This window comes from Xenorhabdus koppenhoeferi (genome assembly GCF_900116635.1).
In the GTDB taxonomy this organism is placed as follows: Bacteria; Pseudomonadota; Gammaproteobacteria; order Enterobacterales; family Enterobacteriaceae; genus Xenorhabdus; species Xenorhabdus koppenhoeferi.
This window is the reverse complement of record NZ_FPBJ01000017.1, coordinates 43,878-68,129: the sequence shown is the minus strand read 5'-3', so window position 1 is coordinate 68,129 and position 24,252 is coordinate 43,878. Positions and strand designations below refer to the sequence as shown.

At 43.9% G+C, this 24,252-nt stretch carries 20 protein-coding genes and 3 pseudogenes; 16 read left to right on the top strand and 7 right to left on the bottom strand.

Going from position 1 to position 24,252, the window contains the following annotated elements; all coding sequences use genetic code 11:
• Positions 1–79 precede the first annotated feature (79 nt).
• The 6 genes and pseudogenes from BM329_RS07540 to BM329_RS07515 all read left to right on the top strand — a co-directional run.
• Positions 80–694 (top strand): annotated as a pseudogene (locus BM329_RS07540) (prolyl oligopeptidase family serine peptidase); the annotation flags it as partial.
• Positions 695–814: 120 nt separating this feature from the next.
• The gene (locus BM329_RS07535) at positions 815–1,021 is read left to right on the top strand and encodes a hypothetical protein (RefSeq protein ID WP_092551116.1); all 207 of its coding nucleotides are present in this window, start codon (positions 815–817) and stop codon (positions 1,019–1,021) included.
• A 43-nt stretch (positions 1,022–1,064) separates the two neighbouring features.
• Positions 1,065–1,388, top strand: a complete 324-nt coding sequence (locus BM329_RS07530; RefSeq protein ID WP_092551113.1) for an IS630 transposase-related protein — start codon at positions 1,065–1,067, stop codon at positions 1,386–1,388.
• Entirely contained in the window at positions 1,348–1,896 is a 549-nt protein-coding gene (locus BM329_RS07525) for an IS630 family transposase (protein ID WP_245759034.1), read from the top strand. The genes BM329_RS07530 and BM329_RS07525 overlap by 41 nt, the downstream gene beginning before the upstream one ends.
• Positions 1,897–1,959: 63 nt before the next feature.
• Positions 1,960–2,547, top strand: a complete 588-nt coding sequence (locus BM329_RS07520; protein WP_092551110.1) for a GrpB family protein — start codon at positions 1,960–1,962, stop codon at positions 2,545–2,547.
• 111 nt (positions 2,548–2,658) lie between these two features.
• Positions 2,659–3,860, top strand: a pseudogene (locus BM329_RS07515) (IS256 family transposase).
• 302 nt (positions 3,861–4,162) lie between these two features.
• Here the strand turns inward: BM329_RS07515 and BM329_RS07510 are convergent.
• On the bottom strand, positions 4,163–5,086 hold the full coding sequence (locus BM329_RS07510; RefSeq protein WP_092551107.1) for an ETX/MTX2 family pore-forming toxin: 924 nt from the start codon (positions 5,084–5,086) through the stop codon (positions 4,163–4,165).
• Between the two features lie 241 nt (positions 5,087–5,327).
• On the opposite strand from BM329_RS07510, the gene BM329_RS07505 reads away from it, so the two are divergent.
• The 7 genes and pseudogenes from BM329_RS07505 to BM329_RS07475 all read left to right on the top strand — a co-directional run.
• The gene (locus tag BM329_RS07505; RefSeq protein WP_092551104.1) at positions 5,328–5,651 is read left to right on the top strand and encodes an IS630 transposase-related protein; all 324 of its coding nucleotides are present in this window, start codon (positions 5,328–5,330) and stop codon (positions 5,649–5,651) included.
• Positions 5,611–6,159: an IS630 family transposase gene (locus tag BM329_RS07500; RefSeq protein WP_245759033.1), complete on the top strand. Its 549-nt coding sequence runs from the start codon at positions 5,611–5,613 to the stop codon at positions 6,157–6,159. The genes BM329_RS07505 and BM329_RS07500 overlap by 41 nt, the downstream gene beginning before the upstream one ends.
• Before the next feature lie 5 nt (positions 6,160–6,164).
• A complete protein-coding gene (locus BM329_RS07495) occupies positions 6,165–6,938 on the top strand; it encodes a phosphopantetheine-binding protein (protein ID WP_092551098.1) in 774 nt (257 codons plus the stop codon).
• Positions 6,928–8,883: a type I polyketide synthase gene (locus BM329_RS07490; protein ID WP_092551095.1), complete on the top strand. Its 1,956-nt coding sequence runs from the start codon at positions 6,928–6,930 to the stop codon at positions 8,881–8,883. Before BM329_RS07495 ends, BM329_RS07490 begins: the two co-directional genes overlap by 11 nt.
• Complete coding sequence (locus tag BM329_RS07485) at positions 8,826–11,021, top strand: beta-ketoacyl synthase N-terminal-like domain-containing protein (protein WP_092551092.1); 2,196 nt, start codon at positions 8,826–8,828, stop codon at positions 11,019–11,021. Before BM329_RS07490 ends, BM329_RS07485 begins: the two co-directional genes overlap by 58 nt.
• Positions 11,022–11,048: 27 nt before the next feature.
• The gene (locus BM329_RS07480) at positions 11,049–12,014 is read left to right on the top strand and encodes an ATP-binding cassette domain-containing protein (protein ID WP_245759032.1); all 966 of its coding nucleotides are present in this window, start codon (positions 11,049–11,051) and stop codon (positions 12,012–12,014) included.
• 78 nt (positions 12,015–12,092) lie between these two features.
• Positions 12,093–12,248, top strand: a pseudogene (locus tag BM329_RS07475) (recombinase family protein); the annotation flags it as partial.
• 83 nt (positions 12,249–12,331) lie between these two features.
• On the opposite strand, the gene BM329_RS07470 reads toward BM329_RS07475, so the two are convergent.
• On the bottom strand, positions 12,332–13,759 hold the full coding sequence (locus tag BM329_RS07470) for an IS1182 family transposase (protein WP_245759031.1): 1,428 nt from the start codon (positions 13,757–13,759) through the stop codon (positions 12,332–12,334).
• A 127-nt stretch (positions 13,760–13,886) separates the two neighbouring features.
• Positions 13,887–15,248: an exodeoxyribonuclease VII large subunit gene (xseA, locus tag BM329_RS07465; RefSeq protein ID WP_092551089.1), complete on the bottom strand. Its 1,362-nt coding sequence runs from the start codon at positions 15,246–15,248 to the stop codon at positions 13,887–13,889.
• A gap of 171 nt (positions 15,249–15,419) precedes the next feature.
• On the opposite strand from xseA, the gene guaB reads away from it, so the two are divergent.
• Both guaB and guaA read left to right on the top strand, forming a co-directional pair.
• The gene (guaB, locus tag BM329_RS07460) at positions 15,420–16,886 is read left to right on the top strand and encodes an IMP dehydrogenase (protein ID WP_092551122.1); all 1,467 of its coding nucleotides are present in this window, start codon (positions 15,420–15,422) and stop codon (positions 16,884–16,886) included.
• Positions 16,887–16,962: 76 nt separating this feature from the next.
• A complete protein-coding gene (gene guaA / locus BM329_RS07455) occupies positions 16,963–18,540 on the top strand; it encodes a glutamine-hydrolyzing GMP synthase (protein ID WP_092551086.1) in 1,578 nt (525 codons plus the stop codon).
• 127 nt (positions 18,541–18,667) lie between these two features.
• On the opposite strand, the gene BM329_RS07450 is transcribed toward guaA, so the two are convergent.
• The 4 genes from BM329_RS07450 to BM329_RS07435 are packed head-to-tail and all read right to left on the bottom strand — an operon-like array spanning position 18,668 to position 23,332.
• Positions 18,668–19,945: an efflux RND transporter periplasmic adaptor subunit gene (locus BM329_RS07450; RefSeq protein WP_092551083.1), complete on the bottom strand. Its 1,278-nt coding sequence runs from the start codon at positions 19,943–19,945 to the stop codon at positions 18,668–18,670.
• Positions 19,938–21,401 (bottom strand): TolC family protein, encoded by a 1,464-nt coding sequence (locus BM329_RS07445; RefSeq protein ID WP_092551080.1) that lies wholly within the window; start codon positions 21,399–21,401, stop codon positions 19,938–19,940. Before BM329_RS07445 ends, BM329_RS07450 begins: the two co-directional genes overlap by 8 nt.
• Positions 21,394–22,602 (bottom strand): ABC transporter permease, encoded by a 1,209-nt coding sequence (locus BM329_RS07440; RefSeq protein ID WP_092551077.1) that lies wholly within the window; start codon positions 22,600–22,602, stop codon positions 21,394–21,396. The genes BM329_RS07445 and BM329_RS07440 overlap by 8 nt, the downstream gene beginning before the upstream one ends.
• On the bottom strand, positions 22,595–23,332 hold the full coding sequence (locus BM329_RS07435; protein WP_092551074.1) for an ABC transporter ATP-binding protein: 738 nt from the start codon (positions 23,330–23,332) through the stop codon (positions 22,595–22,597). The genes BM329_RS07440 and BM329_RS07435 overlap by 8 nt, the downstream gene beginning before the upstream one ends.
• 494 nt (positions 23,333–23,826) lie before the next feature.
• Here BM329_RS07435 and BM329_RS07430 point away from each other — a divergent pair, with 494 nt between their 5' ends.
• Positions 23,827–24,105, top strand: a complete 279-nt coding sequence (locus tag BM329_RS07430; protein WP_092551071.1) for an LCI fold-containing protein — start codon at positions 23,827–23,829, stop codon at positions 24,103–24,105.
• Positions 24,106–24,252 lie beyond the last annotated feature (147 nt).

The window sequence follows — 24,252 nt, the reverse complement described above, 5'->3', positions numbered from 1 at the left end:
GCGTCTCTGCTTATGGAAGCTGCGTCAGTCTCGATACTATCGAGCAACGGCTAACGAAATAAGAAGCATCGCCCGATAGGGCGGTGAGAAGTCACGCAAGAATTGGTATCTGCAAGGTAAAATCGAAAACAAGATGAACAGTTTTCATGATTTTATTGATGCGACCAAGACGCTGATTGCTGACGGCTATGGTGATAGCAAGCGCGTTTATGCAGAAGGCGGCAGTGCGGGCGGTTTATTAATGGGGGCAGTCATTAATCAGGCACCAGAATTATATCGTGGTGTTATTGCGAAAGTGCCTTTTGTGGATACACTGACAACCATGCTTGATTCATCCATTCCTCTGACTACGGGGGAATATGAAGAGTGGGGTAATCCGAATAATAAAGAAGATTACCTGCGTATTAAATCTTATAGCCCTTATGACAATATTAAACATCAGTGTTATCCACACTTGCTGGTTACAACAGGTTTGCATGATTCTCAGGTGCAATATTGGGAGCCTGCAAAATGGATAGCGAAATTAAGGGAAATGAAACAGGGTAATAGTCTTTTATTATTGGAGACGAATATGGATACCGGGCATGGTGGAAAACCCGGACGTTTTAACCGTATTAATGATATCGCTTTTGATTATAGTTTCTTATTGATGTTAGATAGCGCTAAAACATATTTTCCAGAATTAAAAGATTAAAAAAATATATTTATAACCTATGGTACTGGTAATTATTTATCAGTTCCATAGAGTTCTATTGCGTAAATTTACGAAGCAATGTGAGCAACAATAAATATTCTCTTATTTAGGGTAAGGTTAATGAAAATTGTAGCAAAAATAGCTGGAGCCAGCGTAATGCTGATTGGGCTTCAGGGAATCGCTTATGCTGAAAACACAGATGACAATAAAAAAGAAAAAGTCATGAGATTTAACAGACTGAAAGTTTCAGGGGCTCAGGATAATAAAAATTCTCCGCATATTGAAGCAATGGAAAAACCCGGTGCTTATATAGCAGAATCATATTAATATGGCATAATATCTCAATTCAAATGACAGGGGATAAAGCGAGATGGGATACAGTTTGGATTTTCGAAAGCGAGTACTGGCATATAAAGACAAGCATTCGTTGACGTTCGAACAAACGAGTGCCCACTTTGAAGTCGCTATCCGCACCCTGTTTCGGTGGAGCGACAACATAGAACCCTGTGTAAGGCGTAATAAACCACCGACTAAAATCAGTGATGAAACGCGCCTTATCGATGTCCAAAATTATCCTGATGACTATCAATGGGAAAGGGCAAAACGTCTGGGGGTTACACAGTCCGCTATCCATTACGCCTTGAAACGGCTGAATATCACCGTCAAAAAAAACGCTAAAACATCCCGACGCTGACGGTGAGCGCCGTCAGGCATTTGTCGAGCGTATCCGTCACTATGAACAAGCGGGTAAACAGATTGTTTATCTGGATGAAAGCGGTTTTGCCCAGTCGATGCCCCGCACACACGGTTATTCAGCAAAAGGGCGGCGCTGTTTCGGCACACATGACTGGCAGGCCAAAGGTCGCCTTAATGCCCTCGGCGCCATTTTGAAAAGAACCTTTGTCACCTTAAGCTTATTTGCTGGAAACATTAACGCGGATGTTTTTCATGCCTGGATGACACAAGATTTGCTGCCAATGCTTCCAGACGGTGTCGTGATTGTCATGGATAATGCCCCATTCCATAAACGACAAGACACGATACAAGCCATCGTAAACCACGGATGCCTGTTAGAATGGTTACCCCCTTACAGCCCAGACTTGAATCCTATCGAACCCAAATGGGCTGAAGTCAAAGCGATAAGAAGACGTGAAAGATGTTCAATTGAGGAATTGTTTATAACGCACGTGAACTATGCCTAATTATATTGATTTATCTATAGATGTCCCTTTTCATTCTTAATCAAAGAAATAAGGAGTAAGTTAATGGTAAATACTAAAGATATTATCTTCTTTCCTGAGCCTGATCCTAATGAAAATCCTTGGGTACATGGTAAACCTGCTGAAGAGGTGATTGACGTTGTAGCATACAACCCTGAATGGTTGGCTACATGGCAAAAACTTGCTTCAGTTATCAAAGAAACACTTGGCAACGTTGTTTTGAATATTGAGCACGTTGGGTCAACGGCAGTTCCTGGAATGGTTGCTAAACCTGTTATTGATATTGATCTCATTGTGGAAGATCCAACTCAAGAAGAAAAATATGTACCAGCATTGGAGCGGCTTGGTTATGATTTAACGGTGCGTGAACCGAATTTTTATCAACATCGATGCCTTCGCTTGGCAAAACCTAGAGTGAATCTTCATGTTTTTGGCCTTGATTGCCCTGAACACATCCGACATATTTGGTTTCGTGATTGGCTTAGAGAACATCCTGAAGATTGTGAACAATATATAGCTGCGAAGGTAACTGCTAAAAATAATGTTAAACAGGTAATGGACTATAATAAGAGAAAAGAACAAGTAGTACATGAAATTTATCAACGTATATTTCAAAGTAAGGGATTGCTGTAATAATGTTTGATAATTATTGTGCGGATACAAATTTGTTTTGACTGTCAACTGACAGGGGAGTGTTGGAAATTCTGTGTCATTCCAGTCACATGAACCAAAAAGGAATGACAAATGACTCAACCCTTCGATTTTAATAAAGCGTTAAAAGCACTTCAGGAAGGTCAGGCTCTGACAGGTAAAGATGGCATCCTGATCCCACTCATTAAACAGCTGACGGAAGCCGCTTTAGCCGCTGAACTTGACGCCCATCTGGCTCAGGATATTGAGGTCAACCGGCGGAACGGTTCCACCAAAAAGACGATCAAAGCGCCAACCGACCATTTTGAACTGGCTACCCCCGGGATCGTAACGGCACTTTTGAACCCCAGTTGGTGAAGAAGCACCAGACCACGCTCTCAAACGAAATTGAGCAAAAGATTATCCGGTTGTTTTCCCTCGGAATGAGCTACAACGATATCAGCCGGGAAATCGAAGACCTGTACGCTTTCAGCGTCTCCAGCGCCACGATTAGCGCAGTGACTGACAAGGTTATCCCTGAGCTTAAACAGTGGCAACAGCGACCATTGGACGCCATTTACCCCTTCGTCTGGCTGGATGCCATCCACTACAAAATCCGTGAGGATGGGCGCTATGTGAGTAAAGCGGTCTATACCGTATTGGCGCTCAATCTTGAAGGTAAAAAAGAGGTTCTCGGTCTGTATCTCTCTGAAATTGAAGGCGCTAACTTCTGGTTATCCGTGCTGACTGACCTGCAAAATCGTGGGCTGAAAGATATCCTCATCGCCTGTGTTGATGGCCTGACGGGCTTCCCGGAAGCGATCAACAGCATTTACCCACAAACCGAGGTTCAGTTGTGCATCATTCACCAAATCCGCAACTCGCTCAAGTATGTGGCCTCAAAGCACCATAAGGCCTTCATGGCTGACCTGAAGCCAGTCTATCGGGCGGTCTCAAAGGAGGCGGCAGAAAGCGCACTGGACGAGTTGGATATGAAATGGGGCCAACACTATCCGGTTGTCATCCAGAGCTGGCGTCGTAAATGGGTTAATCTGTCGGCGTACTTCCGCTACCCGTCAGCTATTCGCAAGGTTATTTACACGACGAACGCTATCGAGTCGGTACACCGCCAGTTCAGAAAGCTGACGAAAACAAAAGGCGCGTTCCCGAATGAAAACAGCTTGCTCAAACTGCTTTATCTGGGGCTTCTCAATGCCCAGGAAAAATGGACGATGCCAATCCAAAGCTGGAACCTGACGCTGTCTCAGCTGTGTATTTATTTTGAAGGGCGTCTGGATAATGTGATAACGTTATAATGGCTAAATTATCGTGACACAGAATACTGAACGCCCTCATTAGATTACTGAAAAAGCGTGCAGAGTGTTTCATTTTCCTTGGCTAAAACTGTGCTTATTTCACCAGCACTGACCAGACAAGGAAGTAACATAGATAAAATGATTACAATGGATAAGGAGTTCGTAACCTTTTTCTCTAGTCTCGATGTTTGTAATTGCTTTATAAATGGGGGTACCGATAGGGAAACGGTACCCCAAATGTGATTTGTATCACAATTTTCCAATCCGTCATCGCAAAGACACGTGACGATCAACTAAATAGTTTATGTGTGAGATGTGTGAGATGTGTGAGATGTGTGAGATTGCAACTCTATACCTGGAATCACATTAATTCTGCCCAGTGAATTAATGTCAATACCTTCTTCTGAGTAAAAATAATTTTTAGGTTTCATACTATCCCAGTCATCGCCAATTTTACCCTGTCTAAGCTCTATATCAGCCTCAAGGCCTAATACCGAGGTACAGCGACCGCGGGCAATTGCGTGGATACCATCCTCTACTACATCATACCCGTATGTATCAATCATATTATGAGCTTTTACCTCACGGAGAACTGTCTCAATTGGAATGAACCACAAAGCATGCTTTTCAGGAGCACCCCAATCGATAAAATCGTTAAATCGCACTGCAACATATCCTCGAAGCAAAGCCTGCATTCGCCATTCTGTTTCGTAGTGGTTATATAAACTTTTCACACGCATTATCACTTTTGAGTTCGGTGGGACTTTGACGGGTAACTTTGATGTTACTGTTTCTTTTGTTGTAATATCTTTACCTTGTGTCGATGAAAGATTTACTTCGGCGCTTAGACTGACTTCCCCTCCAATAAGTGGGACTTTAAGTCCTGTTTTTATGGATACTCCTATTTTCAAGCCCTCTGTTATTGACCATTTAAAAATTTTTTGTTTTTCGTAGACCACATCAAACCCGAGTGTTTGTTCAAGATCGGTTGTATTAGTATGTGAAATGTTTTGAGTTGTGCCCGCGTCATCCGCTGTTTTTATATTTTCTCCATAATAAAGAGAATTTTCAATTGCCTCTGCACTAACTTGATATTTTTGATATCTATCCAAATGCCAGTTGTTGGAATAATCGGTACTTGCAGTGAAGTGTAATGAAGTGTGAAGTTGTTTTGCTTTCATATTACCCCAATAATCGGTAATTTCTTGTAACGTTTTGGTAACCATATCAAATTACTCCTCATGTTATTTTCAAGTTACTTATTATCGGAACCGATACTAAACATAATGCCTTTTTCGATAATTTACTCAATATCAAAATAAGTAATAAGTAATAAGTAATAAGCAATAAGTGCTCAAGAAAGATTAATTACAAATTGATCGCCATAACCTTCCAATAAAGTATTTATAGAAGAATCATATTAATATGGCATAATATCTCAATTCAAATGACAGGGGATAAAGCGAGATGGGATACAGTCTGGATTTTCGAAAGCGAGTACTGGCATACAAAGACAAGCATTCGTTGACATTCGAACAAACGAGTGCCCACTTTGAAATCGCTATCCGCACCCTGTTTCGGTGGAGCGACAACATAGAACCTTGTGTAACGCGTAATAAACCACCGACTAAAATCAGTGATGAAACGCGCCTTATCGATGTCCAAAATTATCCTGATGACTATCAATGGGAAAGGGCAAAACGTCTGGGGGTTACACAGTCCGCTATCCATTACGCCTTGAAACGGCTGAATATCACCGTCAAAAAAAACGCTAAAACATCCCAACGCTGACGGTGAGCGCCGTCAGGCATTTGTCGAGCGTATCCGTCACTATGAACAAGCGGGTAAACAGATTGTTTATCTGGATGAAAGCGGTTTTGCCCAGTCGATGCCCCGCACACACGGTTATTCAGCAAAAGGGCGGCGCTGTTTCGGCACACATGACTGGCAGGCCAAAGGTCGCCTTAATGCCCTCGGCGCCATTTTGAAAAGAACCTTTGTCACCTTAAGCTTATTTGCTGGAAACATTAACGCGGATGTTTTTCATGCCTGGATGACACAAGATTTGCTGCCAATGCTTCCAGACGGTGTCGTGATTGTCATGGATAATGCCCCATTCCATAAACGACAAGACACGATACAAGCCATCGTAAACCACGGATGCCTGTTAGAATGGTTACCCCCTTACAGCCCAGACTTGAATCCTATCGAACCCAAATGGGCTGAAGTCAAAGCGATAAGAAGACGTGAAAGATGTTCAATTGAGGAATTGTTTATAACGCACGTGAACTATGCCTAATTATATTGATTTATCTATATGTCGGGCGCAACGATGAGCAGATTAAATTGCGGGGCCATCGGATAGAACCAAGGGAAATAGAAGTCATACTCACTGATATTTCCGGTGTGAAACAGGTGGTGGTTTTACTTTATGGTTCAGGATCAGAGGCGGCACTGCATGCGGTATATGTTGCGGATATACCTATTGAAACCAGCTATCTTCAGCATATGGCCCGACAGAGATTGCCGGATTGGATGGTTCCTGATTTTTGGCATGTTATCGGTTCGTTGCCATTGACACCAAACCAGAAGATAGACAGAACACAGGTGAACATTTGGTTGACTCAGCAAATGGCTTCACTATTTTCAAACGAAGTTTCAGAGGATACCTCTTCTGTTGTCGATACCCTTGTGATTCAACAAACTGTGGTTCAACGAACATTGCATCAATTATGGTGTCGTGTTCTTTCTGTAACGAAATTCAACCCCAAGGTTGGTTTTTTTGAAAATGGTGGAAACTCGTGGTTAGTTAATCGGTTGTATGCTGAGATTAAACAGCATTTCCCTCATGCTTCAATCCGTGTAGTTGACTTATTTACCCACCCGCTGTTTGACAGACAGGTAGAACTGCTCACGCAACCACCAGCAAATCCACCAGCAAATAATCAACTTTCTGTCGGTCTTACCGACACACCTTCCACCCGTGAAACAGCCACATTCAGTCGACGTGATTTACGTAAAGCTCACAAACAGCGCATAGCACAAAATAATAAAATGGGAGTTTCCAATGTTGAATAACAAAATAGCGATTATTGGTTTGTCCTGCCGTTATGGTGCTGCTCGTAATGGTGAAGATTTTTGGGCAATGATCAAAGATGGACGTAGTGTTGTTCGCCGTTATTCAGCTGAGGAAATGTCAGCAATGGGCCATACCAGACAGAGGATAGAAAATCCTCAGTTTGTCCCGGTCGGCTCAATCATCGAAGGTGCGACCCAATTTGATAATGAGTTTTTCGGTTTTAGTCCACTGCATGCTGAACTGCTTGATCCACAACAACGCCTGCTGCTTGAAGGTGCCTGGCATGCAATGGAAGATGCGGGGTATGTCCCTGAACGATGTGACTACCCGGTGAGTGTATACGTATCGGTCGGGCAAAACACATTGTACACACCTGTCACTCTGGCCGATCTCGATGCCCCCGGATTTTTCCGTTTTACGGGCAATGACAAAGACTTTGCTGCAACACGTATCAGTTACAAACTAGGATTCACAGGCCCCAGCCTGTCGGTTCAGACCGCGTGCTCCAGTTCGCTGGTAGCAACCCATCTGGCATGTGAAAGTTTGATTAATGAAGAAAGCGATATGGCTTTAGTTGGTGCGGCTTCCTTACATTTTCCTGCTGCCGGATATATCTTTAGCCGCGACTTAATTCTCAGTCAGGGAGGCGTGTGCCGACCATTTTCTGATGATGCTGATGGTACAGTTTTTGGGCATGGCATGGGGTGGGTTGTATTGAAACGTCTTGATGATGCTATACAAGATAACGATATGATTTATGCAGTTATCTGTGGCTCTGCGGTCAATAATGATGGCTCTCACAAGAACGATTATTATGCACCCTCCGCAGTCGGGCAGCGCAATGTTATCGAAGACGCATTAGCTGTTGCAGGGCTTACAGCAGAGGATATCGGTTATGTTGAAACCCATGGTACGGGTACTAAAATGGGAGATCCCATAGAGATAGCAGGTCTGAACAGTGTGTTTTCCCATACTAAGAATCAGAAGGTTTATCTGGGAGCCGTGAAAGCGAATATTGGTCACTGTAATACAGCTGCCGGAATGGCGGGGTTGCTCAAAGGTGCACTGATGCTGAAGTATAAAACGATTCCACCGCAGATCAATGTTGGCACTGTTAATCAGAATATCGATTTGTCAGTAACACCTTTTGCCATATCGGAGTCAGGCCAGCCGTGGCAATTGAATGAAAAAGACATTCGTCGTATGGGCATTAGTTCATTCGGGATAGGTGGTACTAATGCTCATGTCATTTTGGAAGAACCACCCAAACGGCAACTGCCATCAAATGCTTCTGTGACTCAACTTTTATTTCCTTTTAGTGCCAGAAATGAACAACAACTCACACAACTTCTTCAGCAATTCCTGGCATTTGTACGCCGTTCGGATTTACGTTGTGTAGATATTGCTTACTCTCTCCAGCATGGGCGGGCGGCTTTTGAACACCGTATCATTTTCATGGCTTCAGGATTAAAAGAGCTGTGTATAAATATGAGCCATTATCTCCAGCATAACGTCCTGAAAAATGTTTGGCATTCCGCCGGTTTTACGCCAAATCCGTCCATGAAGCTGACAGTGGCACAACAACAAAGTTATTGGCAACAACAGTGTTGGGATGAACTCGCTAAGGTGTGGTGTTCAGGCTTTGATATTGACTGGGATCACATGCCCGGAATAGGGGGGCAGCATATTACGTTACCAGGATATCCTTTTGCTCCGGTGGAATGGCCTTTGCCGGTACAGAGCGATTCACAGACTATTTTACCTGATTTGCCAGACCTCGTTGCAGTACAGGATGAAACACAGATAAGCCAAAATTATACTTTAGCAATAAACGATATCTTACTGATGCAGCATCGGGTAGGAGAGAGAGCAAAGAAAAACGATCTTTGCATATTACAACGTGTGTGTGCGATGCCTCTATTCACACGACAGATGCTTGGTTAGCAGCTAGTGGTAGTCAGGAATCGTTATTATATATAGACAGTCATAACGGTTGGTGGCGTAACAGTCTGGTTACACAACCATTACCGTTGCTGCCTGAGTTAAGTCTCTCTGTATCAGGATGCTATGTCATCACGGGGGGATTGGGAGGGCTGGGGCGGATCCTTGCGCGTCAGTTGTTATGTCAGCCTGATACCGAAGTGATTGTACTGGGTAGACAATCACCGGCGGATGCCATTGATACTATTAACGAGATGACATCATTTGCTAAAGAACATCATTCTCATTGGCGGTATTTGTCGGTCAATATTACCGATGAAGTCGCAGTGGCAATAGAATTGCTGCCATATTTATCACGATTGAAAGGTGTTTTTCATCTGGCCGGCGCATTGCAGGATAGTTATTTAGTTCGCAAACCACTGGATGGCGCGTATGACCTGATTCGGAGCAAAGTGCTCGGTGCTTATGTATTAGATCGGGTAACACGAAAGGCAAATATGGAATTATTCTGTTGTTTTTCTTCTATCTCTGCAACATTTGGTAATGCAGGCCAAAGTGATTATGCGTTCGCAAACGGATTTTTAAATGGCTTCTGCGAGCAGCGAACGGCAGAAGGTGCACCGGGAAAGAGCCTTTCAGTATCCTGGCCTTGGTGGCGTGATGGAGGAATGCTTGTGGCTGAGGAAGAACAAATCATATTGTCACAGCTCGGTATGAAACCCTTGGAAAGCAAAACCGGCATAGCAATATTGTCCACTTTACTGGCAAAAAATACGGAAAGTAGTGTTGCGATATTGCAGGGAGAAGAAGAAAAACTGAGGCAATCCTTTTCATTGGAACAGACGGGGTCTCAGCAACCTGAATCGGCAAAACAACAGGAGACAGACTCCTCGCTATTCACAGATAAGTCTGATCCCATATCTGGTGCCACAGAAGAGATGAAACGTTACCTCATGGCGTTATTTGTCAAAGAAACCCGGCGAATTCCGGGCACTTTTACTGAAAATGACGAATTTGGCGCATTAGGTATCGATTCTTTAATCGTGATCCAAATCAGTGATCATCTCGAAAAGGCTTTAGGCAAAATTTCAAAAACTCTATTGTTTGAAAACAATACCATTGCTGAATTGGCGTCAGCGATTGTTGAAGAGTATGGCCCACTTCCGGGAGGTAAGAAAGATATTGCTGCGCAGGAAAATAAACAACTGGGTGAACATCAGACAAGTAACACAATAATAACGGAAGAGAAAAAGCCTCTTTCTGCTTCACAGGATATTGCGATTATTGGATTAAGCGGACGTTTTCCACAAGCTGATTCGTTAGATGAGTTTTGGCAGAATCTGTGTGACGGGAAAGATTGTATTGAAGAAATCCCGTCTGAACGTTGGGATAGAATGAGATTTTTTGATCAAGACAGGCAGCGTCTGGATACAACCTTTACCCGTTGGGGAGGATTTTTACGTAATGTCACCCATTTTGATGCTCAGGCTTTCAATATATCCCCACGTGAAGCCAGTATTATCGATCCGCAGGCCAGATTATTTCTGGAAACCACATGGCATGCCATTGAAGATGCCGGTTATTCCCCCAAAAATTTGATACGCGGAACAGAGACAGACAGAGATATTGGCGTTTTTGTGGGTGTCATGTATGGAGAATATCAGCTTCATGAAGCTGAAGAACGTCTCAGAGGGATGCCAATACTTGCTAACAGCAGTTATTGGTCCATTGCGAACCGGGTTTCCTATTTTTTTGATTTTCAGGGCCCCAGTATGGCTATTGATACTGCCTGTTCTTCTTCTCTGACAGCCTTACATGTTGCTTGTGAATCATTGCTCAATGGTAGCTGTCAGGTTGCCATCGCTGGTGGAGTTAATGTTTCAATTCACCCTAATAAATATTTTATGTTGGCACAAGGGCGTTTTGCGTCTGGTGATGGTCGGTGCCGCAGTTTTGGAGAAGGTGGCTATGGTTATGTTGCGGGTGAGGGGGTTGGTGCAGTTTTGCTTAAGCCTCTGGATGCTGCGATACGTGACGGTGACCATATTTATGCAGTGATTAAGGGGAGTGCTGTTAATCATGGCGGAAAAACTAACGGCTACACTGTCCCTAATCCCCGGGCACAAGCGAATCTAAAATAATGATTATTTATACATCAAGGAAGCCTAATGCAGAATACTGACTCCGTATTAATTGAGGCGAAACATCTCACCTTACAGTTTCCTGGAGAGTCTGTTCCATTATTTTCAGGAATCAATATGTTTTTGACGACTGGCCAGCAAGCATTGGTAGGTCGCAACGGTATTGGTAAATCTTGTCTTGCTGCAATATTGGCCGGAAAAATGATGCCGTCTGAAGGTTATGTACATCGCTTTTGTGATGTAGGTTATCTTTCCCAGAAGGAAGCTCAGTTACCGGGAACGGGTGCCGATGTATTAGGGATAAATATTATCCGGCAGGTTAATGAACGAATCCTGACAGGGAAAGGAACACCAGACGACTTCAATTTCATGGAAGGCCAATGGAATTGGGAGTCAGAAACAAAAGTATTTTTGGAAGAGGGGGGATTATCTTCTGATGTACTGGATCGTGCTTTCGTTTCTCTCAGTGGTGGGGAGCAAACTAGATTACGATTATTGGCACTTAAGAAGCAAGGATATGATTTTATTGTTCTGGATGAACCAAGTAATCATTTGGATAGAAACGGACGTATTTGGTTGGCACAGTGGCTATCTGCATTTAACGGAGGAAGTCTGCTTGTTACTCATGATACTTATTTACTGGAAAAAGTATCATCAATTTACGAACTAAACAGCATCGGGATTGAACATAGTCAGGGAGGTTGGCAACCTTGGCTCGAAAGTCGGGAACAGTTGCGTTTAGGGATACAGAGAGAGTCTGAATTATCAAAAAAATATTTGCAACGGGTACAACGCGACAAACAGAAAACACGAGAAAAAGCTGAAAAGCGCCAAAATCAGGGAAAGTCACGACGTTCAAACGCAAATCAGAGCAAAATCATTCTTGATCGAGAACAAGGACGTTCTGAGGCAACCCAATCTAGAAATGCGAAATTGTATGATGAGAGAATACAAAGAGCGGCCGTTAATGCTATGCAGGCTAAATCAATATAATTAGACATAATCCACATGCGCCATAAACAGTTCATCAATAGAGCATCTTTCCCGTCTTCTTGGGGTTGTAAGCCGGACATGATGCTTGATATGCTGGCCGCCGTTGCCCGGAAAGACTACGAGGACAGACGCCGCCGTCAGGCTCAGGGTGTAAAGAAAGCCAGGCAGGAAGGTAAATACAAAGGGCGTCCAGTAGACAAAAAATTGCATCAAAAAATAGAAGGACTTCTCAGAGAGAAGACAGACCGCTGACAAACCTCGTTGAAAGTAACGGGGTTTGTCGCATTCATTATCAATTATTATCTTCCGATTTTTCCTTATTGATCCCCGATACGCCTTTTTCCTGCACAGGATTGGCTTTCTGCCCCAATACATTCACGGGTAAACCACAGATAAAACCAATAAAGTGCCGCCACCAGTAAAGCTATCTTCTTGATATTTTGTGCTGTTGCCGCCAACAGGCACTGTATCTGAACTTTCCGCAACCCACGAAAATGGGCATAACGATGCCCGTGATGCTGTTTCGCATCCGCAAAACTGCGCTCTATCGTTTCTTTTCGCCGCTTGTGCACCTTTTTACCCCACGGACTCAAACGGATTTCTCTGGCCTTTTCTTTGTCCGTTTCCCAGATATGCCGTGTGATGGTTTTTCCCTTTTTCGCCCGGGTATAGGCCGCCCGCAGCGGGCAATTCTGGCAAATCCCCGCGGCCGTCCGGTAATAACGGTATCCCTGACGGCCGGTGGTGGTATAAATCCGCTTTTCGCCCTGCGGGCAGACATAGCAATCTTGTTGTGGGTCATAAATAAACTGTTTCTTTTGAAAGGTATTTAGCCCTTTGTTGGGGCGTCGATAACTGATGACCGGGGTCAGACCCAGCGCCAGGGTCAGGTGGCAAACCGGGGCTGTAAAATAGCCTGCATCCAGAACGAGAGCGATGGGATTAAGCGAAAAACGCGCCAGCTGACGCTTCAGACGCCCTATCAAGGGCTGGCTGTCGTGAACATTGCCCGCCGTGGCATAAGTGTCCAGAATAATATTGGCTTTCCCGTCCACGGTACGGTGATCGAGATAGAAAAAACCTTTCGGTTTGTTCGTCCGGTGCATAAATCCGCTTTCCGGGTCAGTGGTGCTGACTTTAGTCTTTCTTTGCCGTTCCTTATGGGCTGGCTTCAGGCTTTTTTTTCCGGACTGAGCCCGGTCTTCATTCACCGCTTTTTCCAACTCGTCCAGATAAGCACCCGGCGGAACGGGACGCAGAATATTCTCGGCTTTATGGGGATTCGCACTGGCTTTCAGATGCGTGCTGTCCGTATAAAGCGCCCGGCCGCCGACAAAACCTTTATCGATAGCCTGTTCGACAATATGGTCGAAAATCTGTTGGAACACGTCGGAATGGTTGAACCGGCGGCGTCGGTTCTGACTGAGGGTTGACGCATCCGGGACTTTGTCGGTCAGCCCCAGTCGCAAAAACCAGCGGTAAGCCATATTGACCTGAATTTCCTGAACCAGCCGGCGTTCACTGGGCACGCCAAATAAATAGCCCAGCAACATCATTTTAATCAGCATCACCGGGTCTATTGCGGGGCGGCCATTATTGTGGCAATACAACGGGGCGACTAAGTCACGGATAAATTCAAAATCCAGCGCCGCATCCACTTTACGAACCAGATGATTCTTGGGCACGAGGTCATCGAGTGAGAGTGTTTCGGGAGGAAACGTCGGGGGAAGGGGCATTCTTAACATGGCGGCAAGCTCCGTCGGGTAAACGGAATTTGATTAAAGCAAAGTGCCGGATAAAAAACCAGCACTTTGTCAATAATCTGAGCGGTGAATATTCACCGCTATTTTTATAACGCATTGTGATTCTTTTTTATATTTTTTTCTTGTTTACTTTTGTCACCTGTGTCACCTGACTCTCAACCCAACCATCCTGTAACCGTGTTTTCAGCCTATCTCCAACTTTCACCTGCTTAACCTGCTTCAACAACTTTCCATCAGATGCTTCACTGATACTGTAACCGCGGCTCAACGTTGCCAATGGGCTGACTGCTTCCATCCGTGAACAAGAAACAGCGAATTTTTCACGATAACGCCCTAATTGCCGCTCAATAGCTTGTTTTAAACGAAAATCAAGTTGTTGGATAGATTGACTGTAATATTGGATTTCCCGTTCAGGATGAATGTGTAACAGCCGTTGATTCCACTTTTCATATGAGATTGAATGTTGTTTCAGACAACATAAAAAACTATCAATCAACTTTTGGCGTAACTCAGCTAAATGATTCTGCTGACGAGCCAACCGCAAATCAGGGCGTTGTTGTTGTAGCCGATGTTGCAATCCATTAAACACGCGTTGTTTTTGAGCAAAAAAGTAATCCATCGCCATTTCAAGGCGTTGTTGCAGAGATTGAATTTGCCGTAATAATTCTATTTGATTACGGCTGACTAACTCTGCTGCGGCGGAAGGTGTCGGCGCACGTAGATCAGAGACAAAATCCGCAATGGTCACATCTGTTTCATGCCCGACTGCACTGGCGATAGGAATATGGCTTTGAAATATTGCCCGTGCAACTTGCTCATCATTAAAGCACCATAAATCTTCCAGTGATCCGCCACCCCGTCCGACAATCAATACATCACACTCTTGCCGAGCATTAGCCAGTTCAATTGCCCGAATAATCTGCAATGGCGCTTCTGCACCCTGAACAGCGGTAGGGTAAATAATAATAGGCAGGGAAGGATCACGGCGCTTCAAGATATTCAGAATATCGTGCAATGCTGCGCCGCTGGCAGAAGTAATCACACCAAGGCGTTTTGCAGGTGAGGGCAGAGTTTTTTTATGGAACTGTTCAAATAATCCCTCTGCGGAGAGTTTCTGTTTCAATGCTTCAAATTGTTGTTGTAGCAGCCCATCACCGGCAGGTTGGATACTTTCCACAATCAGTTGATAATCACCCCGGGGTTCATACAGGGTAATTTGTGCCCGAACCAACACCTGTTGACCATTTTGTGGGCGGAAAGTTGCCCTTATGTTTTGACTTCGGAACATGGCAGCACGAATTTGTGCGCGTTCATCCTTTAATGTGAAGTACCAGTGTCCTGATGATGGCTGAGAAAAATTGGACATTTCGGCAGAAATCCAGATTCTGCCCATTTCCATCTCCAATAGCTGACGAACCGTCTGATTCAGGCGGCTAACAGAAAAAATTCCGGTATTGGTTGGTAGCGACATGTGATCCAGATCAAACTTTAAAGCAAGGGCTTAATTAAATGATATTAATCTCCTCTCAGGACTAATCAAGAATTTTTTCAAAAAATGCTGGAGGCAACCGATTTCGGCCTGTATAATGCCGCGGCAATATTTTATCCCTCTTATTGCCCATTGCTTGGTGAGATATTGCCCATGTTACGAATTAAAAAAGAAGCATTAACTTTCGACGATGTTTTATTAGTTCCTGCCCATTCTACAGTTCTGCCTAACACAGCAGATCTGTCCACTCAATTAACTTCTGTCATTCGCCTAAACGTTCCTATGCTTTCTGCTGCTATGGATACTGTAACGGAATCTTCACTAGCAATCGCACTGGCACAGGAAGGGGGCATTGGCTTCATTCATAAAAATATGTCAATCGAGCGTCAGGCTGAAGAAGTCAGCCGCGTGAAGAAGCACGAAAGTGGTGTTGTTACTGATCCTGTTACTGTAACGCTACAAACGACTCTGCGTGAAGTCCACGAACTGACTGAACGAAATGGTTTTGCTGGTTATCCGGTTGTGACCGAAGCGAATGAACTGGTCGGTATTATTACTGGTCGTGATGTGCGTTTCGTGACCGATCTGGATCAGCCGGTCACTGCGGTAATGACCCCGAAGGAGCGTCTGGTAACGGTAAAAGAAGGCGAAGCCCGTGAAGTGGTTTTGCAAAAAATGCACGAACAACGTGTTGAGAAAGCGCTGGTTGTTGATGATAATTTCCATCTGCTTGGCATGATTACGGTAAAAGATTTCCAAAAAGCAGAACGTAAGCCAAATGCATGTAAAGATGAGCAAGGTCGTCTGCGTGTTGGTGCTGCGGTTGGAGCAGGTACTGGTAACGAAGAGCGTGTTGATGCATTGGTTGCTGCGGGAGTAGATGTGCTGCTGATCGACTCTTCCCACGGCCATTCTGAAGGCGTTTTGCAACGTATTCGTGAAACCCGTGCTAAATACCCTGATTTGCAAATCATTGGTGGTAATGTAGCAACTGGTGCAGGTGCCAAGGCGCTGGTAGATGCTGGTGTGAACGCAGTTAAAGTCGGTATCGGCCCTGGCTCTATTTGTACGACTCGTATCGTGACGGGTGTAGGTGTTCCTCAAATCACTGCGATCGCAGATGCGGTTGACGCATTAGAAGGTACGGGTATTCCAGTGATTGCGGATGGTGGCATCCGTTTCTCAGGTGATATCGCCAAAGCGATTGCTGCGGGTGCGGCGTGTGTCATGGTCGGTTCAATGCTGGCGGGCACAGAAGAATCTCCGGGTGAAATTGAACTGTACCAAGGCCGTTCGTTCAAATCTTATCGCGGCATGGGTTCTCTGGGGGCGATGTCCAAAGGCTCATCTGATCGTTATTTCCAGACCGATAACGCAGCAGACAAACTGGTTCCAGAAGGTATCGAAGGTCGGGTTGCTTACAAGGGCTTACTGAAAAGCATCGTTCACCAACAAATGGGTGGATTACGTTCCTGTATGGGACTGACGGGTTGTGCAACCATTGATGAACTGAGAACTAAAGCAGAATTTGTTCGTATCAGTGGTGCTGGAATTCAGGAAAGTCACGTTCATGACGTGACGATTACCAAAGAATCACCAAACTATCGTCTGGGACTGTAATTTATTTAGAGTGGCCCGCAAATCGGGCCACTGACTTTTTTATCTTTTAATTGCCACTTGTTTTGGGAATTCACAAATGACAACTAATATTCATCAGCATCGTATTCTGATCCTTGACTTTGGTTCGCAATATACACAGCTTATTGCCCGCCGTATTCGTGAAATTGGTGTTTATTGTGAACTTTGGACATGGAATGTCACTGAAGAGCAAATCCGCGAATTTAATCCGAACGGTATTATCCTTTCTGGTGGCCCTGAGAGCACAACTGAAAACAATAGTCCTCGTGCACCGGAATATGTTTTCAACGCAGGTGTACCGGTATTGGGAATTTGCTATGGCATGCAAACTATGTCCATGCAATTGGGTGGTCAGGTTTCTAATTCTGATGAGCGTGAATTCGGTTATGCTCAGGTTGAGATCAAAAATAACTGCGAATTGTTCCGCGATATTCAAGATGCCCTGAGCGAAGACGGTAAACCTTTGCTGGATGTATGGATGAGTCATGGTGACAAAGTGACTGCTATTCCAGCTGATTTTACAACAGTTGCCAGCACTGATACTTGCCCGTTTGCCATCATAGCCAATGATGAAAAACGTTTTTATGGTGTGCAATTCCACCCAGAAGTAACACACACTCATCAGGGACAAAATATTCTGAAACGCTTCGTGCTGGATATCTGTCAATGTGAAGCGCTGTGGACCCCTGCTTCTATTATTGACGATATCGTAGAGCGTTTGCGTGCGCAGATTGGTGATGACCAAGTTATTCTGGCGTTGTCTGGTGGTGTCGATTCCTCTGTTACTGCATTGTTGCTGAACCGTGCGATTGGTAAGCGCTTGACCTGTGTCTTCGTGGATAACGGTTTATTGCGTCTGAATGAAGCAGATCAGGTCATGGAGATGTTTGAAGGTAAATTTGACCTGAATATCATCCATGTTAAAGCGGAAGATCGCTTCCTGTCCGCACTGGCGGGCATTGATGAGCCAGAAGCTAAACGTAAAGCTATCGGCCACGTCTTTATTGATGTATTTGATGAAGAAGCATCAAAACAAACTCAGGTTAATTGGCTGGCACAGGGCACGATTTATCCAGACGTGATCGAATCTGCTGCATCTGCAACCGGTAATGCTCATGTTATTAAATCTCACCACAATGTGGGCGGACTGCCGGAAGATATGAAACTGGGTCTGGTTGAACCGCTGAAAGAGCTGTTCAAAGACGAAGTTCGTCGTATCGGTCTGGAGCTGGGTCTGCCATATGACATGCTGTATCGTCATCCATTCCCGGGACCGGGTCTTGGTGTTCGCGTATTGGGCGAAGTGAAGAAAGAGTATTGTGACCTGCTGCGCCGTGCGGACGTTATCTTCATTGAAGAACTGCATAAAGCGGATTTATACAATAAAGTCAGCCAGGCATTTACGGTATTCCTGCCAGTCCGTTCTGTAGGTGTTATGGGCGATGGCCGTAAATACGACTGGGTTGTTTCCCTGCGTGCGGTAGAAACAATCGACTTTATGACTGCTCATTGGGCACATCTGCCATATGATTTCTTGGGCCGTGTATCGAACAGAATCATCAATGAAGTCGATGGTATTTCGCGGGTAGTTTATGACATCAGCGGTAAACCGCCGGCAACAATTGAGTGGGAATAATCTAAAGCCTTCCCAAGCCTCACCAAATCATCATGATTTTTTAATTAAGACCCTGATTTAAGGGTCTTTTCATCTCTATACCGTTATTTTGAACGAGGTTTGTCAGCACCTTCATTCGGGGTTGTTTTCATTGAGTCAGTGCAATAAACCCTGCTTCCAGTCCGTGGATCTCCATACCTTCCGGCATAGCCTCTCCGACAGTTACCTGCCGGTACACTGCCTGATGTTTTAAATTTGGGCGCCAGATTACTGATAACTGCCCGTCGCTATCACGAGTTAATGTTTTTTCTGGTACAACAAGCCCTTGTTCATTACGATAAATAACAATATTGACTTTGGCACTCATACCGGACCTGATGGGATAATTTCGATTCATGGATGAAGTCACTTTAATCACAACATCATAATAAATCGCCGATCCGAGTTTATCGTTATTTGCGCTTTGCATAGCAATGGTTTCAATTTCTCCACCCAGAGGGTGATCAGAAAATCCCTCCCCGCTGATTTTGACTGACTGCCCCTCCTTAAGTTTGGCAAGATCAGCTTCTTCAACTTGTGCCAATACCTGATACTGTGTTGTATCCATAATTTCCAGTAAAGGTGTTCCTTCAGTAACCCGGACACCGGTCTGAATCGTTAAGGACTTTCCTTTTTCTCCTTGCGTTGCTCTGAGTACGACACCTGAAAATGGGGCTTTGATTTCTTTGTGAGAGTATTGTTCCTGTAGTGCCTGGTAACGGCTTGTCGCATTCTGAAGTTCCATCTCTGCAACCCGTACGTTATTAACACTCCCTTTTTGTCGGGTAGAGACTAGATCGTCCTGTGCTGATGCGGACTCTGTGAGCTGCCGACGAAGTTGCTGCTCAAGGGTTTCTACTTCCATTCGTGGAACAATGCCCCGTGAAAAAAGCGCCTGTGTTTTGGCGAGATTATTTTTTAATTCCATCACCATATGGTTCGCATTTTCGACGTTCCTTCTGGCTCGGATAACTTCCTGACTGTTTTCCCAGTCATGTAATTGGTCAACAACTGATGAGGCCTTAATCATATCGGCCTGCGCCTGCCGAAGTTCGATATCAATTTTTCGGGTATCAAGTATTACTAATATCTGATCCGCATTCACCCGCTGCCCTTCTTTAACCAGAACTTGCTTGATAATACCCTCAAATGGCGCAGGTATGGTTTCAAGGCGTCTGGATTGCAGTTTGCCGACTAAACCCAGTTGTTTTTCTATAAGGCCGGGGTTGACTTCAATCCATTGCACTGGTTGATCTGAGGATTTTCCTGAGAACACTTGCCCTGCGGAAAAAAAGGCTAAAAAACAAATTGTCATAACAAATATGCCAGCTATAACCCATCGATAACGTTTAATCATTGAACGTGTCAGTATTAAATGTTTATTCATTAATCGTTATTTCCCAGCTTTCCAGCGTTGTGCCCAGAATTTGATCCAGCTCAGCCTGCGCATTGAGATACTGGATAAGTGTATTCAAGCGGGCATTTTCGGCATTTCTTAGGTCGGTTTCAAAACTCAGTACCTGAAAGTTGCTGGATAGTCCTGCCTGTAATTTTTCCTGTTCAATGTCGAGTTTCTTTTGAGAAAGTGAACTGGCTTTTATCGCTAACTGATATTCCTGCCAGCGGGATTCGGTATCACGGATGGCATTAATGACATTCTGTTCCAGATTTATTCTGGCCTCTTCCAGATGTAATGCCTGCTTCTGAACATCAACTCTGGCCTGAACTTCCGCTTGTTTCTGTGTCATATCCCCGATTGGGATCTCCAGCTGCATACCCACATAATTTTCCCAGTTGCGGGTGTCAGAAGAGGATGAACGATAATGGGACGTTCTTCCAACCAGTGATAAATCCCAGAGCCGGTTATCTCTGGCCTGTAATAGTTGAATATCTGCGGTTTTTGCGGAAAGTAGCTGGATAAGATAAACTGGTTGTTGAGCCTGCGCTTTTTTTATCGATTGTTCAATATTCAGACTGACGTGAGTTCCTTCCGGCGTATCGGCTGCACGGATAGGCGTTTTGAGATTCAGGGCGAGTAACTTAAGTAATGCCAGTTTTGTGGTATGCACATTATTTTCAGCCTCTTTCGCTGAAAGTTCTTGCATGGCGAGATCAGCCTGAGTTTGTATGATATCTGTTTGGGCCATTCTGCCGGCATCAATCAGTTCCTTATTTGTCTCTACTAATTTTTGCATACGTTTAAGGGAAGCGACAGATAATGCCTGTTGCTCCTGAGCACGGAGTAACGCATGGTAGGCCAGAATGATTTGTGTGATTGAATCAGAAAGCGTTGCTTTTAGATTCAGTCGGTTGGTCTGTTCCCGGAGTTTTGCCAATAAGGCCGGGGCATTATTAACATCGGTTCCAGCTCCCCGCAAAAGAGGCTGGATTACCGTAATACTTGCACCATCATTGTGAAAATGGTTTATCCCCGATTTATTGTTTTCACGTGTCCATGAAAGCGTGAAACGTGTTCCCAACGGAGTCAGTAATGTGGCATCAGGAGAAAGGTTGGTTTTCCTGAAATTTGCATCCTGATTTTTACCCGTAATGTAACGTCCGCTTAGCTGTAGTTTGGGTGTAAACCGGTCTTCGGCCACCCGCAAATCGAATTTCTGCGCGATGCGATCCAGATAAACACTGCGAATTGCATAGTTGTTTCTTAAACCCAACGAGATCGCGTCACTCAATGACAGGCCTATTACTTTTTTTGAGGTTTCCCGATGCAGGCTATGATCAGGTTCTGATAAAGCTGATTGTTTCTGTTCAGACGCAGCAATTCCTGTCTGGGGAAAACAGAAGAACAGAGTCAGGGAACTATAAAAGAAATATTTTTTAATCATCACGTAATGCCTGTACGGGTTCCATTTGTGAAGCTTTATGTGCGGGATAAACGCCGGAGATAAGTCCCGCCACAATTGAACTCCCGATCCCTAAAGGAATAGACAAGGGAGCCAGAGAAAATGACCAGCCGGAATACAGAACAAAAAGGAAAGAAACGATGACACCAACCAGCGCCCCAAGTATTGCGCCCGCAAAAGTCAGTGCTGCAGTTTCATACAAAAACAGATGTCGTATATCCTGAATTCTTGCGCCTAAGGCCATACGTAATCCGATTTCTTTGCGGCGGGCTGAGATGTTCATCAGCATGACATTGGAAATGGCAATGCCGCCGGTGAGTAATGAAATGCCTGCTAATCCTATCAACATAAAAGAAAAGGTTTTGCTTTGTTCTGTCTGCCCTTGCAGTAGTTGCTGAGCAATCCGAACTTCAATTTCAACTGTTGGGAACTTATTCTTAAAGAATGCCAATAAGTTCTTTGCATCGGTTTCTGTAGTGGAGGTTGTTATTGTGCGGGAAATAATGCCATTCAGATTAGTACTGGATGATATTTTACGCATAGTATCAATAGGAACAACAATTACCGAATCCAGAGAAAAAGGAAAAATGGGGTTTTGCCCTTTTACGTCGAAAATACCAATCACTGTGTATAAATAAGTGCCAAGCTGAATCTGTCTGCCAAGTATTCGGGATGCATCCCCTTCACCGAGGGTAACAGCTATTTCATTGCCAATAACCAGATAAGGAGAGCGTTGGTCATAATCAGAAATAAATCGGCCATGACGAATTTGCAATCGCATGACTTTTTCAAGTTCTGCGGAAGAACCTATCACGATAAATGTTTTTGTTTTCCCGTTATAGCGCACAGGAGAAGAGTAATAGATCCACGGGGCAGCTGACGACAAACCGGGAACAGCCGTTTTCAGATCATCCACTTTAATTGATTCAGCATCTACCCCATTATGATAGGAATAAAAATTTGTTGTAATGACATTGATATCAAGCCCGCTGAACATCTTTAATGCAGCAAGAGTAGCGTTATGCCCGGTATTCACAAAAGCCACAACAGACGCACAGCCAATAGCAATACCTGATAAAGCAAGCAGGGTACTTCTCCCTGTTGCTATTAAATTACGCCAGGCTTCTCTCCACATCATTAATGCCGACATGCCATAGCTGCCGAACTGACTCTTATCATACATGAATTGCCACACCTCTGGTTTCATGCAACTGACCGTCAACCATAACTAATTCACGCTGCATATGGTTTGCAACCATAGAATCATGGGTTATTACGACCAGCGTCATCGCATTGTCTGTGTGAAGGGATGAAAGCAGCAACAAAATTTCTTCTGCCGTTTGTTGATCAAGATTTCCGGTGGGTTCATCCGCCAGCAGTAATGAAGGTTCTCCGACTAATGCCCTGGCAAGTGCCACCCGCTGCCGCTGACCGCCGGATAAATCTGCCGGAAAATGCATGGCACGGTGTGAAAGCCCCACCAAATGTAGTTTTTCTCTGGCAATTTTATGGGCAAGTGAGGCAGAAACACCGCGGTAAAGAAGTGGCAGAGCAACGTTTTCTGTTGCTGTCATTCCGGCCAATAAATGAAAACTTTGAAAAACAAAACCAATTTCTTTATTGCGCATTCTGGCACGAAGTTCAGCATTGGCTGTTGACATATCAACGCCGCAAAGAAAATATTCCCCGGAAGTAGGTTTATCCAGCAGACCGAGAATATTCAGTAACGTACTTTTACCCGAACCTGATGTGCCAACAATCGCGCAACTCTGACCGGCAAAAATTTGTGCTGTGATACCGTTCAGAATCGGTATTGGGTTCTTTTCACCATGTTGATAAATCCGGGTCAGTTGCTGCATATTGATAACAGGTGATATCAATGATGTTGGCTGAATAGAATTTACAGGCGCCATTATGTTTTATAGTGTCCTATACCTTAATGTCTATACCCAATGGATTTCAAGTTGCCTCTTTGTTGGCTGCGCTCACTCACCCCAGTCACATAGTTAGCTATGCTCTTGGGGGGTCATTCCCTTGTCGTCGCGCTGCATCTTGAAATCCATTGGGTATACATTGATATTTATTAAAATAACAGAATTCGGATAACAATAAGAAATTAACAGTTAAGTAATAATTAATGCACTTGACTGTATATTATTTAATTCAATAAGGTCGTAATTATAAATAAATTATTTTCACTAGGTGAATAATATAAATGTCACTACCTATTATAAATTATAACAATCTAAATTAGTTTTCTAATCCAGAATGAATGTATGGTCGTTTTCTAAATTTTAAAATTGCAACATCGGCAGATGATAATTTATATTTACGTGCGTTATCAAAAATAACTTTATAAGTAATATATTTAAGTTTTAAATTCTAAAACTATGACAGGAGAATATTTATGTTCAAGAAATTATTGACAGTTGGAGCATTGGCCGCGGGTGTTTTGTTGAGCAGTAATGCAGTGGCACTAAATAATTGTCAGGTTGAAAACGTACCAAAACATCTTACCGGTAACCTTTATGAAATGTATGTTGTTAACCCTACAAATAATTTCGCAAATACTTTCACAAGGTATGGTATTACATGGTATTTTAAGGGAAAGATTGGTAATGGAGAGTGTAAATATAATACTGGAAATAAAGCCTATCAAGCTTATTATCAAGGAAGAAAATACTAATTCTTCAGAGAAAATTATCATCATGGCAAGTTTATGATGCAGATGAACCCCGTTTAAAATGACGGGGTTTTCATTATAAATAATAATATTTCTATTTTTCCTTGTTAAGTTATTTGAATGCCTTTAAAAAACCATTTACTGTGTTCA

Bases quoted from the DNA above. Each gene is read 5' to 3' on its own strand.
- BM329_RS07520 (WP_092551110.1), top strand. From the start codon at position 1,960: ATGGTAAATACTAAAGATATTATCTTCTTTCCTGAGCCTGATCCTAAT.
- BM329_RS07535 (WP_092551116.1), top strand. From the start codon at position 815: ATGAAAATTGTAGCAAAAATAGCTGGAGCCAGCGTAATGCTGATTGGG.
- BM329_RS07470 (WP_245759031.1), bottom strand. From the start codon at position 13,759: ATGTTAAGAATGCCCCTTCCCCCGACGTTTCCTCCCGAAACACTCTCA.
- BM329_RS07435 (WP_092551074.1), bottom strand. From the start codon at position 23,332: ATGGCGCCTGTAAATTCTATTCAGCCAACATCATTGATATCACCTGTT.
- BM329_RS07430 (WP_092551071.1), top strand. From the start codon at position 23,827: ATGTTCAAGAAATTATTGACAGTTGGAGCATTGGCCGCGGGTGTTTTG.
- xseA (WP_092551089.1), bottom strand. From the start codon at position 15,248: ATGTCGCTACCAACCAATACCGGAATTTTTTCTGTTAGCCGCCTGAAT.
- BM329_RS07530 (WP_092551113.1), top strand. From the start codon at position 1,065: ATGGGATACAGTTTGGATTTTCGAAAGCGAGTACTGGCATATAAAGAC.
- BM329_RS07480 (WP_245759032.1), top strand. From the start codon at position 11,049: ATGCAGAATACTGACTCCGTATTAATTGAGGCGAAACATCTCACCTTA.
- BM329_RS07445 (WP_092551080.1), bottom strand. From the start codon at position 21,401: ATGATTAAAAAATATTTCTTTTATAGTTCCCTGACTCTGTTCTTCTGT.
- guaB (WP_092551122.1), top strand. From the start codon at position 15,420: ATGTTACGAATTAAAAAAGAAGCATTAACTTTCGACGATGTTTTATTA.
- BM329_RS07440 (WP_092551077.1), bottom strand. From the start codon at position 22,602: ATGTATGATAAGAGTCAGTTCGGCAGCTATGGCATGTCGGCATTAATG.
- guaA (WP_092551086.1), top strand. From the start codon at position 16,963: ATGACAACTAATATTCATCAGCATCGTATTCTGATCCTTGACTTTGGT.
- BM329_RS07490 (WP_092551095.1), top strand. From the start codon at position 6,928: ATGTTGAATAACAAAATAGCGATTATTGGTTTGTCCTGCCGTTATGGT.
- BM329_RS07510 (WP_092551107.1), bottom strand. From the start codon at position 5,086: ATGGTTACCAAAACGTTACAAGAAATTACCGATTATTGGGGTAATATG.
- BM329_RS07450 (WP_092551083.1), bottom strand. From the start codon at position 19,945: ATGAATAAACATTTAATACTGACACGTTCAATGATTAAACGTTATCGA.
- BM329_RS07505 (WP_092551104.1), top strand. From the start codon at position 5,328: ATGGGATACAGTCTGGATTTTCGAAAGCGAGTACTGGCATACAAAGAC.